At 59.5% G+C, this 16214-nt stretch carries 13 protein-coding genes; 12 read left to right on the top strand and 1 reads right to left on the bottom strand.

The genetic code is table 11. The features are described 5' to 3' along the window. Positions 1–239 precede the first annotated feature (239 nt). The 9 genes from HFO71_RS05410 to HFO71_RS05370 all read left to right on the top strand — a co-directional run bounded on the left by HFO71_RS05410 (position 240) and on the right by HFO71_RS05370 (position 10821). On the top strand, positions 240–962 hold the full coding sequence (locus HFO71_RS05410) for a DeoR family transcriptional regulator (RefSeq protein WP_025394842.1): 723 nt from the start codon (positions 240–242) through the stop codon (positions 960–962). Positions 963–1136: 174 nt separating this feature from the next. Beyond that, complete coding sequence (deoC, locus tag HFO71_RS05405; protein WP_245006859.1) at positions 1137–2165, top strand: deoxyribose-phosphate aldolase; 1029 nt, start codon at positions 1137–1139, stop codon at positions 2163–2165. A 5-nt stretch (positions 2166–2170) separates the two neighbouring features. Continuing rightward, positions 2171–4558, top strand: coding sequence for an aldehyde dehydrogenase family protein (locus tag HFO71_RS05400; protein WP_221987599.1), 2388 nt, complete (start codon positions 2171–2173; stop codon positions 4556–4558). Positions 4559–4716: 158 nt separating this feature from the next. Then, positions 4717–5172 carry an RbsD/FucU family protein gene (locus tag HFO71_RS05395; RefSeq protein WP_025394845.1) on the top strand — a complete coding sequence of 152 codons (456 nt, stop codon included), beginning with the start codon at positions 4717–4719 and terminating at the stop codon, positions 5170–5172. Positions 5173–5184: 12 nt separating this feature from the next. Further along, entirely contained in the window at positions 5185–6117 is a 933-nt protein-coding gene (gene rbsK / locus HFO71_RS05390; RefSeq protein ID WP_025394846.1) for a ribokinase, read from the top strand. Then, positions 6114–6989 carry a carbohydrate ABC transporter permease gene (locus HFO71_RS05385; protein WP_077978369.1) on the top strand — a complete coding sequence of 292 codons (876 nt, stop codon included), beginning with the start codon at positions 6114–6116 and terminating at the stop codon, positions 6987–6989. Before rbsK ends, HFO71_RS05385 begins: the two co-directional genes overlap by 4 nt. Further along, positions 6986–8014, top strand: a complete 1029-nt coding sequence (locus tag HFO71_RS05380; protein WP_077978370.1) for a carbohydrate ABC transporter permease — start codon at positions 6986–6988, stop codon at positions 8012–8014. The genes HFO71_RS05385 and HFO71_RS05380 overlap by 4 nt, the downstream gene beginning before the upstream one ends. A gap of 44 nt (positions 8015–8058) precedes the next feature. Further along, on the top strand, positions 8059–9513 hold the full coding sequence (locus HFO71_RS05375) for an ABC transporter substrate-binding protein (RefSeq protein WP_221987598.1): 1455 nt from the start codon (positions 8059–8061) through the stop codon (positions 9511–9513). Between the two features lie 219 nt (positions 9514–9732). After that, positions 9733–10821 carry an ABC transporter ATP-binding protein gene (locus HFO71_RS05370; RefSeq protein ID WP_077978372.1) on the top strand — a complete coding sequence of 363 codons (1089 nt, stop codon included), beginning with the start codon at positions 9733–9735 and terminating at the stop codon, positions 10819–10821. A gap of 271 nt (positions 10822–11092) precedes the next feature. Here HFO71_RS05370 and HFO71_RS05365 read toward each other — a convergent pair whose 3' ends face one another. Next, on the bottom strand, positions 11093–13255 hold the full coding sequence (locus HFO71_RS05365; protein WP_221987597.1) for an OmpA family protein: 2163 nt from the start codon (positions 13253–13255) through the stop codon (positions 11093–11095). A gap of 331 nt (positions 13256–13586) precedes the next feature. Between HFO71_RS05365 and HFO71_RS05360 the strand changes: the two genes are divergently transcribed. The 3 genes from HFO71_RS05360 (at position 13587) to HFO71_RS05350 (ending at position 16107) form a co-directional block, all read left to right on the top strand. Continuing rightward, positions 13587–14360 (top strand): transporter substrate-binding domain-containing protein, encoded by a 774-nt coding sequence (locus tag HFO71_RS05360; protein WP_077978374.1) that lies wholly within the window; start codon positions 13587–13589, stop codon positions 14358–14360. 113 nt (positions 14361–14473) lie between these two features. Then, on the top strand, positions 14474–15280 hold the full coding sequence (locus HFO71_RS05355; RefSeq protein WP_017960769.1) for an ABC transporter permease: 807 nt from the start codon (positions 14474–14476) through the stop codon (positions 15278–15280). Further along, positions 15277–16107, top strand: coding sequence for an ABC transporter permease (locus HFO71_RS05350; protein ID WP_131664980.1), 831 nt, complete (start codon positions 15277–15279; stop codon positions 16105–16107). Before HFO71_RS05355 ends, HFO71_RS05350 begins: the two co-directional genes overlap by 4 nt. Positions 16108–16214 lie beyond the last annotated feature (107 nt).

The following is a 16214-nucleotide window of genomic DNA, read 5'->3' as shown; positions in this document are numbered from 1 at the left end:
ATTTTGTGACTATTCCTACACAAAATGGAATATCAGTCACAGATTCTCATTTCAAATTCCGGGGCTTCGCTATAAAATTGAGATGATGTGGTTTGTTCGCGCAACCGGCTGGTGCAGAAGCTGTATCATAGCTCAGATGCTGAATCGGGGATCGAGTGGCAAACGAGATGGGAATGGCAGTCCCTTGTTAAATTTTGATCAGAACACTATCCGGTGTAAACATAAGGGAGACATCCAATATGGATAGTCGCAGGGGCCGGCGTATAGCAGTCTTATCCGAGGCCCTTTCACAACATCGCATTCTACACATCAAGAATGCTGCCGAGATCCTGGGCGTCTCGGAGATGACGGTTCGGCGTGATGTCAGCGCCAATGCAGACCGATTCGCATTCCTCGGCGGCCATATCGTTCCGGCTATCGAAGCGGAAACCGATCCCTACGAAATCTCCGCGGCAGCCGACAGTCATGCAGCTGCAAAACGGCAAGTTTGCACACAAGCCGTTGATTACATTCACCATGACGATACGGTGTTTTTCGACTGCGGCACCACGTTACCTTATCTGGTCGATCTCCTCCCAGACCAGATTCACATAACGGCGATCTGTTACGCCATGAATGTCGCCGATCGCCTGACGCGAAAACCTAACGTTCGCCTTGTTATGCTCGGTGGTCTTTACCATCCCGCATCGGCGAGCTTTTCCGGGGCGTCGGGGCTGGAAATGCTCGATCAGCTTGTGATCAACGTGGCATTTCTTTCTGCAGCTGGTGTCGATTCCCGACGTGGTGCGACCTGCGCGCATTTTCACGAAGCGGAGATCAAGAAAAAGGCGATGTCCCGGGCACAAAAGAATATTCTTCTCGCCGACAGCAGCAAAATCGGCAAGCTCAAGCCGGCCTTTTTCAGCGACATGAAGTCGTTCGACGTGGTCATCACTGAAAACGGCATGAACAATTTCGACTGAGAAGTCCCCATTTTTCCCCGCCTACTGAAATCTAAACTTGACGCAGCAGCGCGGTGATGCAAACCTCACAAACAGTGAAAAAAAAATCACATGTGATCCAATCGTGAAACTTCCGCTTCGTGCGTCTGCACTGATGGCAACAAGACTTTCACGCTCTGGCCGGGAGGATTCGATTTGGAAACCGTTGCTGTTCACAATGCGGTAAACGCTGCGCATCACGCAGCCCCTTCGCGATTGCCGGACGGCACCCATAACCGTCCGCGCAATACCGGTATGGAACTCGATTTGTCGTGGGTGCTTGATACCCGGGTCAACCTGTCTGCCACCGAGCGCCGCGTAGCCTCGCTTCCTGGACGCCGCACAGTCAAAAAGGACGCACAGGCGGCTTGGCTCCTGAAGGCGGTGACCTGCATCGACCTGACGACGTTGAACGGCGACGATACCCCCGAACGCGTCAAGCGGTTATGCGCGAAGGCGATGAATCCGATACGTGCCGACATTCTGGATTCCCTTGGCGTGAGCGGCCGTTCGATCACCACCGGTGCCATCTGCGTCTACCATCGTTTTGTTGCAACGGCGGTCGAGGCGCTCGGAGATTCCGGCATTCCGGTCGCCGCGGTTTCGACCGGTTTCCCTGCCGGCCTCAGCCCGCACCACCTCAAGGTCAAGGAAATAGAGGCGTCAGTTGCCGATGGCGCAAAGGAAATCGACATCGTCATCACCCGCGAGCATGTGCTGACCGGCAACTGGACAGCACTCTACGAGGAAATGAAAGAATATCGCGCCGCCTGCGGTGATGCGCATGTCAAAGCCATTCTGGCGACCGGCGACCTGAAGACGCTCCGCAATGTCACCAGGGCCTCGCTGGTCTGCATGATGGCCGGAGCCGATTTCATCAAGACCTCGACCGGCAAGGAAGGCGTCAATGCGACGCTGGCCGTGACATTGACCATGCTGCGGGCGATCCGCGCCTATCAGGAGCGCACTGGTATCAAGATCGGCTACAAGCCGGCCGGAGGCATTTCCGCGGCGAAGGACGTGTTGAACTACCAGTTCCTGATGAAGGACGAACTGGGGCGCGAGTGGCTGGAGGCCGATCTCTTCCGCATCGGTGCATCAAGCTTGCTTGCAGATATCGAGCGGCAGTTGGAGCATCACGTGACCGGTGCCTATTCGGCCCTCAACAGACACCCGATTGGATGATCCAGATGACTGTTGCAAAGTATTTCGACGAAATGTCCTACGGCCCTGCCCCTGAATCCGATATCGAAGCTCGCGACTGGCTAGCGCGCCACGCTTCCGGTTTCGGTCACTTCATCAATGGCGCCTTCGTGCCCTCCGCGTCGGGTAAGAACTTCGACACGTTCGAGCCAGCCACCGGCAAGGTCCTTGCGAAGCTCGCGAACGGCGGCGCGGCGGATGTGGACAACGCAGTTGCTGCTGCCCGCAAGGCACAGGCATCATGGGCGCGATTGCCGGGCCATGCGCGGGCTCGCCATCTCTATGCGCTTGCCCGGATGATCCAGCGCCACGCGCGTCTGATTGCTGTGGTCGAGGCGATCGACAACGGCAAGCCGATCCGCGAAACCCGCGATCTCGACGTGCCGCTGGCGGCCCGTCATTTCTATCATCACGCTGGATGGGCGCAAATCCAGGACACGGAATTTGCCGATCATGTGCCGGTGGGGGTCGTCGGCCAGATCATCCCGTGGAATTTCCCATTCCTGATGCTGGCCTGGAAAGTGGCGCCGGCTTTGGCGCTCGGCAACACGGTCATCCTGAAGCCTGCCGAATTCACGTCGCTGACGGCGCTTCTCTTTGCCGAACTGGCATCCGCGGCGGGCCTTCCGCCGGGCGTACTCAATATCGTGACCGGAGAAGGCGAAACAGGCGCGCTGCTCGTCGGGCATGAGGATATGGACAAAATTGCCTTTACCGGATCGACCGAAGTCGGGCGCGTTATTCGCGAGCGTACCGCAGGCAGCGGCAAATCGTTAACGCTGGAACTCGGCGGCAAGTCCCCTTTCGTCGTTTTTGACGACGCCGATATCGACGGCGCCGTGGAAGGCGTAGTCGACGCGATCTGGTTCAACCAGGGACAGGTCTGCTGCGCCGGTTCGCGGCTTCTGGTCCAGGAAGGCATTGCCGATCTTTTCCACGAACGGCTGAAGCGCCGGATGGAGACATTGCGGGTCGGTCAGCCTTTGGACAAGTGCATCGATATGGGTGCGATCATAGCGCCAGTCCAATTGACGCGTATCGAAGCGCTGGTGAAAAAGGGAGTTTCAGAAGGCGCGACACTGCATCAGGCCAAGATCGACCTGCCGAAGGGTGGCAGCTTCTACCCGCCGACGCTTCTGAGCGGCGTGCAGCCGACATCGATCGTCGCGACCGAGGAAATCTTCGGGCCGGTTGCGGTCTCCATGACTTTCCGCACACCGGAAGAGGCCATCCAGCTTGCCAACCACACCCGCTACGGCCTCGCCGCCAGCGTCTGGAGCGAGACGATCGGCTTGGCGCTGAACGTGGCGGCAAAGCTCGCAGCCGGCGTGGTCTGGGTGAATGCCACCAATCTTTTCGATGCCGCCGTCGGTTTTGGCGGCAAGCGCGAATCCGGATTCGGCCGCGAAGGCGGCCGGGAAGGTTGCTATGAATATCTGAAGCCGAAGGCTTGGGTCGGTCGCAAGGCCCGTGCAGCAATGCCCGCACTTTTGCAAGTAAAGCCGGTTGCCGGCGATTTTGCCCTGCCAACCATCGACCGGACGGCAAAGCTCTTCATCGGCGGCAAGCAGGCACGCCCGGACGGCAATTATTCCCGTGTCATCGCCTCGCCCAAGGGCAAGGCGATCGGGGAGGTCGGCGAAGGCAACCGCAAGGACATCCGCAATGCGGTGGTTGCCGCACAGGCCGCCTCCGCCTGGTCGAATGCGACCACTCATAACCGCGCCCAGATTCTCTATTACATCGCCGAAAACCTCAGTGGCCGCGCCGACGAGTTCGCCGCGCGGATAACAGCGATGACCGGAGCTTCCGCAGCCAATGCAAACGCCGAGGTCGACGCCGCGATTTCGCGTCTCTTCACCTACGCAGCCTGGGCGGACAAATATGAAGGCGGCATTCACCAGCCGCCGCTTCGCGGCGTTGCCCTGGCCATGCCGGAAGCCATCGGCGTCGTTGGCGTCATTTGCCCGCCGGAAGCGCCGCTGCTAGGCTTTATCAGTCTGGTTGCGCCGTTGATTGCCGCCGGCAATCGTGTCGTCGCGGTGCCGAGTGAGCCCTTCCCGCTTTCGGCTACGGATTTCTATTCCGTCCTGGAAACGTCGGATGTGCCTGCCGGTGTCGTCAATATCGTCACCGGGTCGGCGATCGAACTGGCAAAGATCCTTGCCGCGCACAATGACGTTGATGCGTTGTGGGCCTTCGGCTCGGCAGAACTTTCGACGACGGTGGAGAAGCTGTCGTCTGGCAATCTCAAGCGAACCTTCGTGGACAATGGCAAGGCGACGGACTGGATGGACAGAGCCGCTGCCGAAGGCGCGCTATACCTTCGCCGCGCTGTGGATGTGAAGAATATCTGGATCCCCTACGGAGAATAAGGGCTCCAACTCTGGTCATCCGGGCGGGAGGAGAACCGCACCGGCAGGCGAGAACGACGGAATTTGAGGGAATCGCAGAGCTGTAAAGGAGCTGCGATTATGGGCTCTGTTTTGCGGCACGGGGTGCTGCGAAATGGTGCAACTAAGGGAGGATTTTCATGCTGAAGAATATCGATCCGGCTCTGAATGCGGATGTGCTGCATGCGCTCCGGTCCATGGGGCATGGCGACACGGTCGTCGTTTCCGACACCAATTTTCCTTCGGATTCCATTGCCCGGCAAACGATGCTCGGCAAGCTGTTGCGGATAGACAATGTGTCTGCTGCCCGCGCCATCAACGCTATTCTTTCGGTAATGCCGCTGGATACGCCGCTGCAGCCGTCTGCCGGGCGAATGGAAATCATGGGCGCGCCGGACGAGATCCCTCCCGTGCAGCAGGAAGTCCAGGCCGTTATCGACGGCGCCGAGGGCAAGCCGGCGCCGATGTATGGCATCGAGCGTTTCGCCTTCTATGAGGAAGCCAAAAGGGCCTATTGCGTCATCACCACGGGAGAAAACCGCTTCTACGGCTGCTTCCTTTTCACCAAAGGCGTGATTCCGCCGGAAGCCGTTTGAGGGGAAACGATAATGAAGGTGGGTGTTTCGATCCTCGGGATTTTCGTCGCCGACACGGCCTATCTGGCCAAGCGCATGCCAAACGTTGGCGAGACCATCACCGGGACCGGTTTTGCAGTAGGGCCGGGCGGCAAGGGATCCAACCAGGCTGTCGCTGCTGCCCGCGCCGGTGGAACAGTCTCCTTCATCTCGAAGATCGGCCGCGACACGTTCGGCGACATGGCGTTGAAGACCTATGCGGAAGCAGGCGTGACGCCGAAGGTTGTGCAGATGGACGATATGCCGACCGGCGCTGCCTTCATCTACGTCAATGATGGTAACGGCGACAATGCGATTATCGTCTATCCAGGTGCCGCAGGCACCATCGGCGTTGGCGATGTCGAGGCGGCACGCAAAACCATCGAGCAATCGGCTGTTTTCGTGACCCAACTCGAACAACCGGCCGAAGCGGCGCAGCGCGCACTCGAAATCGCCCATGCGGCCGGCGTCACCACTGTTTTCAATCCTGCGCCGGCCGAGCCGTTTCCAGACACGATCTATCCGCTCTGTGACTATATCGTGCCAAACGAAACCGAAGCAGCCGCCATCGTCGGTTTTCCGCTCGACACGCTCGACGACGCCAGACGGGCTGGCGACGCCTTTCTTGCCAAGGGCGTGAAAGCCGCGCTGATCACCCTGGGTGGTCGCGGTGTGCTCTATCATACGGCCGGGCAATCGGTTCATGTTCCGGCGATCTCGTCGGGAGCCGTCATCGATACCACCGGCGCCGGCGACGCATTTGTCGGTGGCTTCTCGGCAGCGCTCTCGCGGGGCGCTAGTCCGGTCGAGGCCGTGCGTTTCGGCTGCGCGACCGCTGGTATTGCGGTGACGCGGCGGGGTACCGCGCCTGCCATGCCGAAGATCGAAGAAATCGAGGCGCTTCTCGAGAAAGGAGGCGCAGCATGACCCGCAACGACCCGATCAAACACTTCTTCATCTGGCCAGCGTTGCTGATCGTGCTGGTGATCTCGATCTTCCCGCTGATCTATTCGCTGACCACCAGCTTCATGAGCCTGCGGCTCGTGCCGCCGATTCCCTCGCGTTTCGTCGGCTTCGGCAACTATACGGAACTGCTTCAGAATCCGCGCTTCTGGAATGTCGCCTGGACGACGACGATCATCGCTTTTGTGGCGGTGACGCTGCAGTATGTCATCGGTTTTTCCGTGGCGCTGGCGCTTAACCGTCGGGTGCCCGGCGAAGGTTTGTTTCGGGTCAGCTTCCTGGTGCCAATGCTTGTAGCACCCGTTGCCGTCGCACTCATTGCCCGCCAGATCCTCAATCCTACGATGGGCCCGCTCAATGAGCTGATGACCGTCTTCGGTTTTCCCAACCTGCCGTTTCTGACGCAGACCAGATGGGCCATCGGCGCCATCATTTCCGTCGAAGTGTGGCAGTGGACACCCTTCGTCATCCTTATGCTTCTTGCCGGGTTGCAAACCCTGCCGGAGGACGTCTACGAGGCTGCCGCGCTTGAAAATGCCAGCCCCTGGCAACAGTTCTGGGGGATCACGTTCCCGATGATGCTGCCGATTTCGGTGGCCGTGGTCTTCATCCGCCTCATCGAGAGCTACAAGATCATCGACACGGTGTTCGTCATGACAGGCGGAGGGCCCGGCATTTCGACCGAAACGCTGACCTTGTTCGCGTATCAGGAGGGCTTCAAGAAGTTCAACCTCGGCTACACCTCCGCCCTCTCCTTCCTCTTCCTGATCGTCATTACCGTGATCGGGCTCGTCTATCTCGCCATCCTGAAGCCCTATCTGGAGAAGCACAAATGAGCGTGCGTGACCTCAAAGGATCCGGCCGCTGGTGGGCGCTCGCGGGCTGCCTGCTCTGGCTGGCCTTCACCTTCTTTCCGCTTTACTGGGTGGCGATCACCTCGTTCAAGTCGCCGCTCGGCGTCGTCGGCGGGCCGACCTATATTCCATTTGTGGACTTCGACCCGACGCTGACGGCTTGGAGCGAGCTCCTGTCGGGTGCGCGCGGCCAGTTCTACAACACCTTCATCGCCTCAACGATCGTCGGGCTCTCCGCATCGTTGCTGGCCACCTTCATCGGATCGATGGCAGCCTATGCGCTGGTGCGCTTCACCTTTGAGGTCAAGCTGCTGTCCGGCGTGATTTTCGTCGTTGTTGCCTTCGGCGGATATCTGCTTGGCCGTCATGTACTGGGCTACGGGCAGGCCATTTCGCTGATCTTTGCCTTTGTTGCAGCGCTTGCGCTCGCCATCGGCTCCAGCCGAATGAAGCTTCCAGGGCCGCTCCTCGGCAATGATGATATCGTCTTCTGGTTTGTCAGCCAGCGCATGTTTCCGCCGATCGTCGCCGCCTTTGCCTTGTTCCTGATGTATACGGAAATGGGCAAGTTGGGGTTCAAGCTGGTGGACACCTATACAGGCCTCACCTTCGCTTATGTCGCCTTCTCGCTGCCGATCGTGATCTGGCTGATGCGCGATTTCTTTGCGGCACTGCCGGTGGAAGTCGAAGAGGCGGCGATGGTCGACAATGTGCCGTCGTGGAGAATTTTTTTCGGTATCGTCCTGCCCATGTCCAAGCCGGGCCTGATCGCGACATTCATGATCACGCTCGCCTTCGTCTGGAACGAGTTCCTGTTCGCACTCTTCCTGACCAGTTCCAAATGGCAGACCCTTCCCATTCTCGTCGCCGGGCAAAACAGCCAGCGCGGTGACGAGTGGTGGTCGATATCGGCAGCCGCCCTGGTTGCGATCATACCCATGGTCGTCATGGCGGGCATTTTGAGCAGGCTGATGCGGTCTGGCCTGCTTTTAGGAGCAATAAAATGACCGTTCGAGAAGCCTAGTCATTGTTCAATTCCAGGGAGGAAAACATGAGAAGATTGCTACTGAGTTCAACGGCCGGAGGACTACTTGCTGTGGCGGGCGTCCCATCCGCGCTCGCATGCGAACCGGACTACACCGGTGTCACGCTCACCGCCACGACGCAGACGGGGCCTTACATCGCATCTGCGCTGCAACTGGCGGCCAAGGGCTGGGAGGAAAAGACCTGCGGCAAGGTGAATGTGGTGGAATTTCCGTGGTCGGAACTCTATCCCAAAATCGTAACCTCGCTGACCTCGGGCGAAGACACGTTCGACGTGGTTGCCTTTGCGCCGGCCTGGGCACCGGACTTCACCGACTTTCTCTCGGAAATGCCGAAGAATATGCAATCAGGCGCCGACTGGGAGGACATCGCGCCGGTTTACCGCGAGCAACTGATGGTCTGGAACGGCAAGGTCCTGTCGCAGACCATGGACGGTGATGCCCATACCTATACCTACCGCATTGATCTGTTTGAAAACGCGGAAAACCAGAGCGCCTTCAAGGCGAAGTATGGCTACGATCTGGCCCCGCCGAAGACATGGAAGCAGTATCTTGACATCGCCGAATTCTTCCAGCAGCCGGACAAGGGCCTTTGGGGCACGGCGGAAGCCTTCCGCCGTGGTGGCCAGCAATTCTGGTTCCTGTTCAGTCACGTGGCGGGATACACCAGCCATCCCGACAATCCCGGCGGCATGTTCTTCGATCCGGATACGATGGATGCGCAGGTCAACAATCCGGGCTGGGTGCGCGGCCTGGAGGAATATATCCGCGCTTCGAAACTGGCGCCGCCGAACGCGCTCAACTTCTCCTTTGGCGAAGTCAATGCCGCCTTTGCCGGTGGCCAGGTCGCGGAATCGATCGGCTGGGGCGATACCGGCGTCATCGCCGCCGACCCGAAGCAGTCGAAGGTTGCTGGTAGCGTCGGCTCGGCATCCCTGCCGGGATCCGACGAGATCTGGAACTACAAGACCAAAAAGTGGGACAAGCAGCCCGGGGTCGTCCAGACTTCCTTCATGGCCTTCGGCGGTTGGCAGGCAGCCGTACCGTCGTCCTCCAAGAACCAAGAGGCCGCTTGGAACTATATCCAGTTCCTGACGAGCCCGGCGGTTTCCGGTCAGGCGGCCATCACCGGCGGCACAGGCGTCAATCCTTACCGTCTTTCGCACACGACAAATACGGCATTGTGGTCGAAGATCTTTTCCGAGCGTGAGGCCAAGGAATATCTTGGAAGCCAGAAGGACGCGGTGACCGCCAAGAACACGGCGCTCGACATGCGCCTGCCGGGCTACTTCTCCTATACGGAAATTCTCGAAATCGAGCTTTCCAAGGCATTGGCTGGAGAAGTGACGCCGCAGCAGGCGCTGGATACCGTGGCTGCCGGATGGAACAAGCTGACGGACGAGTTTGGCCGCGACAAGCAACTGGAAGCCTATCGTTCGTCGATGGGCCTGCCTGCGAAGTAAACCCATCCTCAACAACCCATCCCGGCAATGTCGGGATGGGATTAGACATCGTTGGAAGAAGAAGCAAACCATCGCCGCTTAGAGCGCCGTGCGTCCTTTCGGACGCACAATGGACGTTCTAACTCTTTCAATCCACCATGGCGCCTTCCGAAAATCGACTCCGATTTTCGGGCCGATGCGCTGGGCCAGGCGATGGAATTCTCATGAAAAGGTTACAGCATGTCCCAGGTGCGTTTGGATCAGGTCACCAAGTCCTTTGGCAGCGTTGAGGTCATCCCTCCGCTCGATTTGGCAATTGCCGACAAGGAATTCGTGGTTCTTGTCGGACCTTCCGGCTGCGGGAAGACAACCACCCTGCGAATGATCGCGGGGCTGGAACAGACGACATCAGGGGAAATCCGTATCGGCGAGCGGGACGTTACCACGCTGCGCCCGGGTCTGCGCAATTGCTCGATGGTGTTTCAGAATTACGCGCTCTATCCGCATATGACAGTTGCCGAAAACATCGGCTACGGCATGAAGGTGCGCGGAACGCCGAAGCAGGACATCGATGCCGCCGTTGCAAATGCGGCGCGCATTCTCAATCTCGGTGCCTATTTGAAACGCAAGCCGAACGCGCTCTCAGGTGGCCAACGCCAACGCGTGGCGATTGGCCGGGCGATTGTTCGCCAGCCGGATGTGTTCCTGTTCGACGAACCGTTGTCCAACCTCGACGCTAAATTGCGCATTGAAATGCGAACAGAAATCAAGCTCTTACATCGCAGGCTCAAAACCACGATCGTGTACGTTACACATGATCAGGTAGAGGCGATGACGATGGCAGATCGGGTGGTGGTTATGAATCAAGGGCGGATCGAACAGGCCGCTGATCCGATTACCCTTTACGAATCTCCGAAGAATCTCTTTGTTGCTGCCTTTATCGGCTCGCCAAGCATGAACTTCATCGAGGGGCAACTTGTGCAAAACGCCGGTGGAATTGCCTTCCAGGCCGAGGGTGGGGTCGACATTTCGGTTCCGACACAAAGAGCCGAGCGCCTTTCGGTGGCAGTGGGACAGTCAGTGGTTCTGGGAATCCGACCGGAACATACTATGGTTGGGGATTCCAACGTTTCAACTGTGAGCCTTCATGTCGCCGATATCGAGCCCCTCGGTCCATACACACTGGCGATCGGCAAGGTCGGGGCAGCGGCCTTTACTGCCCAGATTCACGCGTCATCGCGCGTTGGCCCGGATGACAGGATTAGCGTTCCAATTGATACCCAAAAAATGCACTTTTTCCTTAAAAGTACCGGAGACACGGTGGGCTAAAATCACCGTAAACTTATACGGCAATCCACCAAGAGGACATTCGGACATCGCAATCTGCGCCCTATGAATTCAAAGACACGTGGCGTCGGCAGCGCCACGTGGGGCTAAAAGGCGTCGCAATGCCTCCGGTGATCGACGACAATCCGCTCTCCTGCCGGCACCTCCCAGAGGAGCGAGCGAACCGCACTTCTCAATCATCCTTCAAGCCAGTTGGAAAGAAGAAGCAAGAACGGAATGCCCCTCCCGAGAATGGAGAGGGGCACCCACATCATCACTTGTTGGCAGCGACCGGGCGGACCAGTGCCGTAACGCGGCGGATGGTGACGCGGCGGTTTTCCTGTTCTGGCTCTGATGTGCTAACCTTCAGGTAGCGCTCGCCATAACCCTGCGTCGCCAGGTTTTCCGGCGCGATGCCGTAGACATCGGAGAGCACGTTGGCGACCGACTCCGCCCGCTGGTCGGAGAGGATCAGGTTGCTCTGGTCTGAGCCGACAGCATCCGTATGACCCTCGATCAGGAAGGTTTCGCTCGGATCCTTCTCGAGCACCTGGCCGATCGCGTCGGCGACCTTGCGCAAGGTGCGCGCCTGGGTCATCGGGATCTCGGCGCTGCCGGTCGCGAAGGTGATCGTGTCGAGGTCGATGCGGCGTACCTTGTCGCGAATACGGGCGGAATACTTCACCTCGTCAAGCGAATAGACACGCTCTACCTGCTCGACGGGCGGCTCTCTGAGGAACTCGTAATAATCCCGGTCCGGATCGCTGCTGGTGTCGATGATATAGTCGTTGAGCGGCACGCGCAGCCGCATCGGCGGCAGATCGGCGCCCGGATCTTCGAAGTAGTCGCGATCAGGGTCCTCGTAGAGATCGGGCGAGTAGTAGAGTACGTATTCGCGCCCGCGGGCATCGACGCGCGACCGCTGGATGATATCGCCGTAGCGGTTGCGGATCGTGACGATGCGATAGCCCTCCGGCCGCGCGATCGTCTCGCGATAACGATCGCCCGACAGTTGCTCATAGCTTGGCCGTTCGCCGTCGCGCAGAAACCGCCTGTCGTCGTCGCTGCGCACGATCACTTGATTGTTGTACTGAATGATCACGCGGCTGTCGTCGGTGCGGTCGTCGATGCGCGCGCCCTCAGGTCGGACGAATTGCGGCCGGGTATCGAGCCTCGTGCCTTTCTCGCTGGTCACTGCCTCGAGCTTGATCGCCGGTGCCGCAGCGGTGGCAGCGGCCTGCGCATCGGCGTCCGAGGTCGGCACCTTCACTTCCTGGCTCTCGGCGCGCAGCTTGTCACGGTCACGGCGACCTTCCCGCCCCTTGCTGCGGTCGGCATCCTTGTCGCTGTCGAGCACGGCTGCACCGTTTTCGACCGGCAGCACGACGGTCTCGTTGCTCTTGGCCGGATCTGCGGCGATCTTCTTGCGGCGCTCCAGCTCCTCGGGCGAAACCTTTTCCGGCGCCGGAATGGCCTGCTCCACCTGCTGACCACTGCTGGCATCCGGTAGCGGCTGGGCGGTGTCGGTGGCGGGCGCAGCCGGCTGTCCGCCGGCGGGCTGCTCGCCGGTGGGCTGTTTGGCGGCAGGCTTTGCAGCCGTGCCATCCTTGGGCGTTTCGGCGGGCGCGGCTTCGGGAGCGGCCGCCTTGTCTTCGGTTGGCTTCTCTGTGGGTGCTGCAGCCTCGCCCTTTGTCGGCTTCTTGGCAGGCGCTTCGGCAGCGGGTTTTGCCTCCGGCTTCACTTCGGGCTTTGCCTGTTCCTCAGCTGGCGACACTGCCTCGGGAGCGGCAGTTTCGGTCTTAGTCTTGCCCTTGTCTCGGCCCTCGGCCTTATCCTGCCCTTTTTCCCGCTTACCGCCTTCAGGCTTGGCCTCGGGTTGGGCCTGTTTCGTCTCCGGCTGAGTTTCCTTGGCGGCAGGCTGCTGCTCGGGCGCCGGCTGCGCCTCAGGCTCGGCTTGCTGCGTCTCCTGCTTCTTCGGCTTTCTCGGCTTTTCCTGCGTTACGGGTTGCTCTTCCTGCTGCGGCTCGGCTTCCGGCTGAGCTGCCTGCTTGGCTTTCCGCTGCGGTTTGCTTTCGGGCGCAGGCTCCTCCCTCGGCGCTTCGGCCTTCGGCGGTTCCGGCTCTGCCTTGGGTTCGGGCGCAGGCGCCTCCTTCCGCTCGGCCTTCGGCTTCTCGGCGGGCGCCTCCTTCGGCTGCTCGGCGGCCGGCGCCTGTTCAGCCGGTGCTTCCTCCTTCTGCTTGCGCTTCTTCTTTAAGAGCTCCTCCTCGGAGGGCGCGTCCTGCGCCACTTCGAAGCTGCCCTGTTCAATCTGCCGCACGGCTGCAGTCTCGGTTGCGGCGCCGCGCGCGGCGGCCATTGCCGATGCCGGCTGCAGCGCCAGCGAGAGGGATAGCAGCGGGAAGGCTGCGCTCGCAAACAAACTTGATTTCTTGCCCATCGGGTTTCCTCGATCCTGTTTGAGCTTCTTGAGGCCGCCAGGCCCTGGTTCCGCCCCTAGCGTCGCAATGAGGCGAAACGGCGAAATGGCAAAGCGCCAACCCACCGATTTGTTCCGGTTCTAGAAAGCTCCGGATTAACCTCCCGTGAATGTTGCAGTCTGCTTTCGTTCATCTCGCCTGTTATTTGCACCGCACAATTGCGCGGGAATTTCTGTTGCAATTCCATGAAAAAAAGTCTGATTATCGCCACAAGGCGGTGTCGACACCGTTGAACTGCAGCCGTCAGCCCAACAGAAAAACGAGCGACGGCTACCAACAGAGAGGATCCTCATGCTTAACCCTACCCGTATCTTCGCGGCAGCCTCGATCGCGGCAATGTCTCTCTTTGCCGGCTCGGCCATGGCCGAGGGCGAGAAATACGTGATCGGCACCGATTCGACCTATCCGCCCTTCGAATTCGTCGATGCCAGCGGCACGATCCAGGGCTTCGACATCGACATCACCAAGGCGCTCTGCGCTGAAATGAAGGCCGAATGCACCTTCGTCAGCACCGACTGGGACGGCATCATCCCGGCCCTGAATGCCAAGAAATTCGACATGATCGTTTCCTCCATGTCGATCACGCCGGAGCGTCTGAAGCTCGTCGACTTCTCGAATAAATACTACAACACCCCGCCGGCCATTGCCGTGCCGAAGGATTCGACGATATCAGACGTCGCCGGCCTCAAGGGCAAGGTGATCGGCGCGCAGACCTCCACCACGCACGCCAACTATGCCGAGAAGCATCTCGCCGACACCGAACTGAAGCTCTATCCGACCGCTGACGAATACAAGCTCGACGTTGCCAGCGGCCGTGTCGACGCCGTCATCGACGACGTCGTCGTTCTCTCCGAATGGGTCAAGTCCGACGCCGGCGCCTGCTGCAAGATCCTGACGACCCTGCCGGTCGACAAGGAAATCAACGGCAACGGCGCAGGCATTGCCATCCGCAAGGGCGACCCGTTGAAGGAAAAGCTGAACACGGCGATCGCTGCGATCCGCGCCAGCGGTGAATACAAGAAGATCCAGGACAAGTACTTCGACTTCGACGTTTACGGCGAATAAGAAATTCGTTATCTCGCCGATGAAGGTAATGGCGGAAGGCTTGCTCTTCCGCCATTTTTGTTTGACAAAGATAGCAAGATTAAAACGGCAAAAGCCGTGAGGGGAATTCTCGCATGGGCGGATTATTTTCCGCGCTGGGCTCCTTCTGGAGCTGGATTGTGCACATTTTCGATCCGCTGTGCGGACCCGTTGGCATCTTCACTTGGTTAGGTCAGTCGACGATTCTTGCCTGTGGCGATACCGGCTGGGGCGACGAGATTGCGCTTGGCCTGCAGGTCACCGTTTCGGTGGCGATCGTCACCCTGCCGATCGGCCTCGCCATCGGCTTCCTGGTGGCGCTCGGCCAGCAGTCGGAGGAAAAGTCGCTGCGGCTGGCGGCCGGCATCTACACGACGATCTTCCGCGGCCTGCCGGAGCTTTTGACGCTCTTCATCATTTACTACGGCATGCAGATGTTGATCCAGTCTCTGCTTGCCTTCGTCGGTTATGACGGGCCGCCGATCGAGATCAACGCCTTTCTCGCCGGCGTCATCGCGCTTTCGGTCGTCTTCTCCGCCTACTGTTCGGAAGTGCTGCTCTCGGCCTTCCACGCCATTCCCAGGGGTCAATATGAAGCGGGCGACGCGCTTGGGCTGCATCGCGGCCGCACGCTGCGCCTCATCATCCTGCCGCAACTCGTGCGCATCGCGCTGCCGGGCCTGACGAACCTCTGGATGGTGCTCCTGAAGGACACCTCCTACGTCTCGATCATCAGCCTTGCCGATATTCTGCGCCAGACAAGTGTTGCCGTCCGCGTGACCAAGGAACCCTTCTTCTTTTACGGTGTGGCCTGCTGTCTTTATCTGGTGCTCGCCATCCTCTCCTCCTTTCTGCTCGTCTATGTCGAGCGTTGGGCCAAGCGTTCGGAGGTCCGTCGATGAGCTACGCCGAAACGCTGATCCCGCCGCAGCCAGCACCCCGCGAGATGATAAAGCCGATGACGCCGGCGCGCATGGCCGGCTATATTCTCGTCGCCATCTGGGCTGTGCTCGCGGCCCTTCTTGTCATTTCCGTCATCAATGGCTGGGATCCGGAAAAATTCATTCGCTACGGGCCGCGTTACCTCCATGGTCTCTGGATAACGCTGAGCCTCGTTTTCATTTCCGTTATCTGCGGCGCCATCCTGTCGCTGCCGCTTGCCGTGGCGCGAATGTCAAACAATCGCGTGCTGAATGCGCTGGCCTACGGCTACATCTATTTCTTCCGCGGCACGCCACTGCTTGCCCAGCTGTTCCTGGTCTATTACGGCCTCGGCGTATTCCGGCCGCAGCTTGAGGCCGTCGGCATCTGGTGGTTCTTCCGCGAAGCCTGGTATTGCGGCCTTTTTGCCATGACCATCAATACCGCGGCCTACCAGGCGGAAATCCTGCGCGGCGCGATCGAAAGCGTGCCGCACGGCCAGCGCGAGGCCGCCGCGGCACTTGGCATCCATAACAGCATCGCCTTCCGCAAGATCATCCTGCCGCAGGCCTTCATCGTCGCACTTCGCCCTTACGGCAACGAGATCATCCTTTTGATCAAGGGCTCGGCGGTCGTCGCCATCATCACCGTGCTCGACCTGATGGGCGAAACCCGCTACGCCTTCTCCCGCACTTTCGACTACCAGACCTATCTCTGGGCGGCGATCTTCTACCTCACCATCGTAGAGGCCTTACGCCATCTCTGGGCCTGGTTCGAGCGCCGCCTGACCCGGCACCTCAAGCGCTGATACATGACGCCCAAAACTGTGTCGCGGCTTTGGGATATCGGCATTCATCAAACAAAAGCCAGTTTGGCAGCACTCTTGAGATGATGCTGCCAAGACATTGATATTAA

Origin of the sequence: Rhizobium laguerreae (assembly GCF_019778565.1) — a bacterium.
In the GTDB taxonomy this organism is placed as follows: domain Bacteria; phylum Pseudomonadota; class Alphaproteobacteria; order Rhizobiales; family Rhizobiaceae; genus Rhizobium; species Rhizobium laguerreae.
Note: the sequence above shows the minus strand (reverse complement) of the source record. Positions and strands in the feature narration are given on the sequence as shown.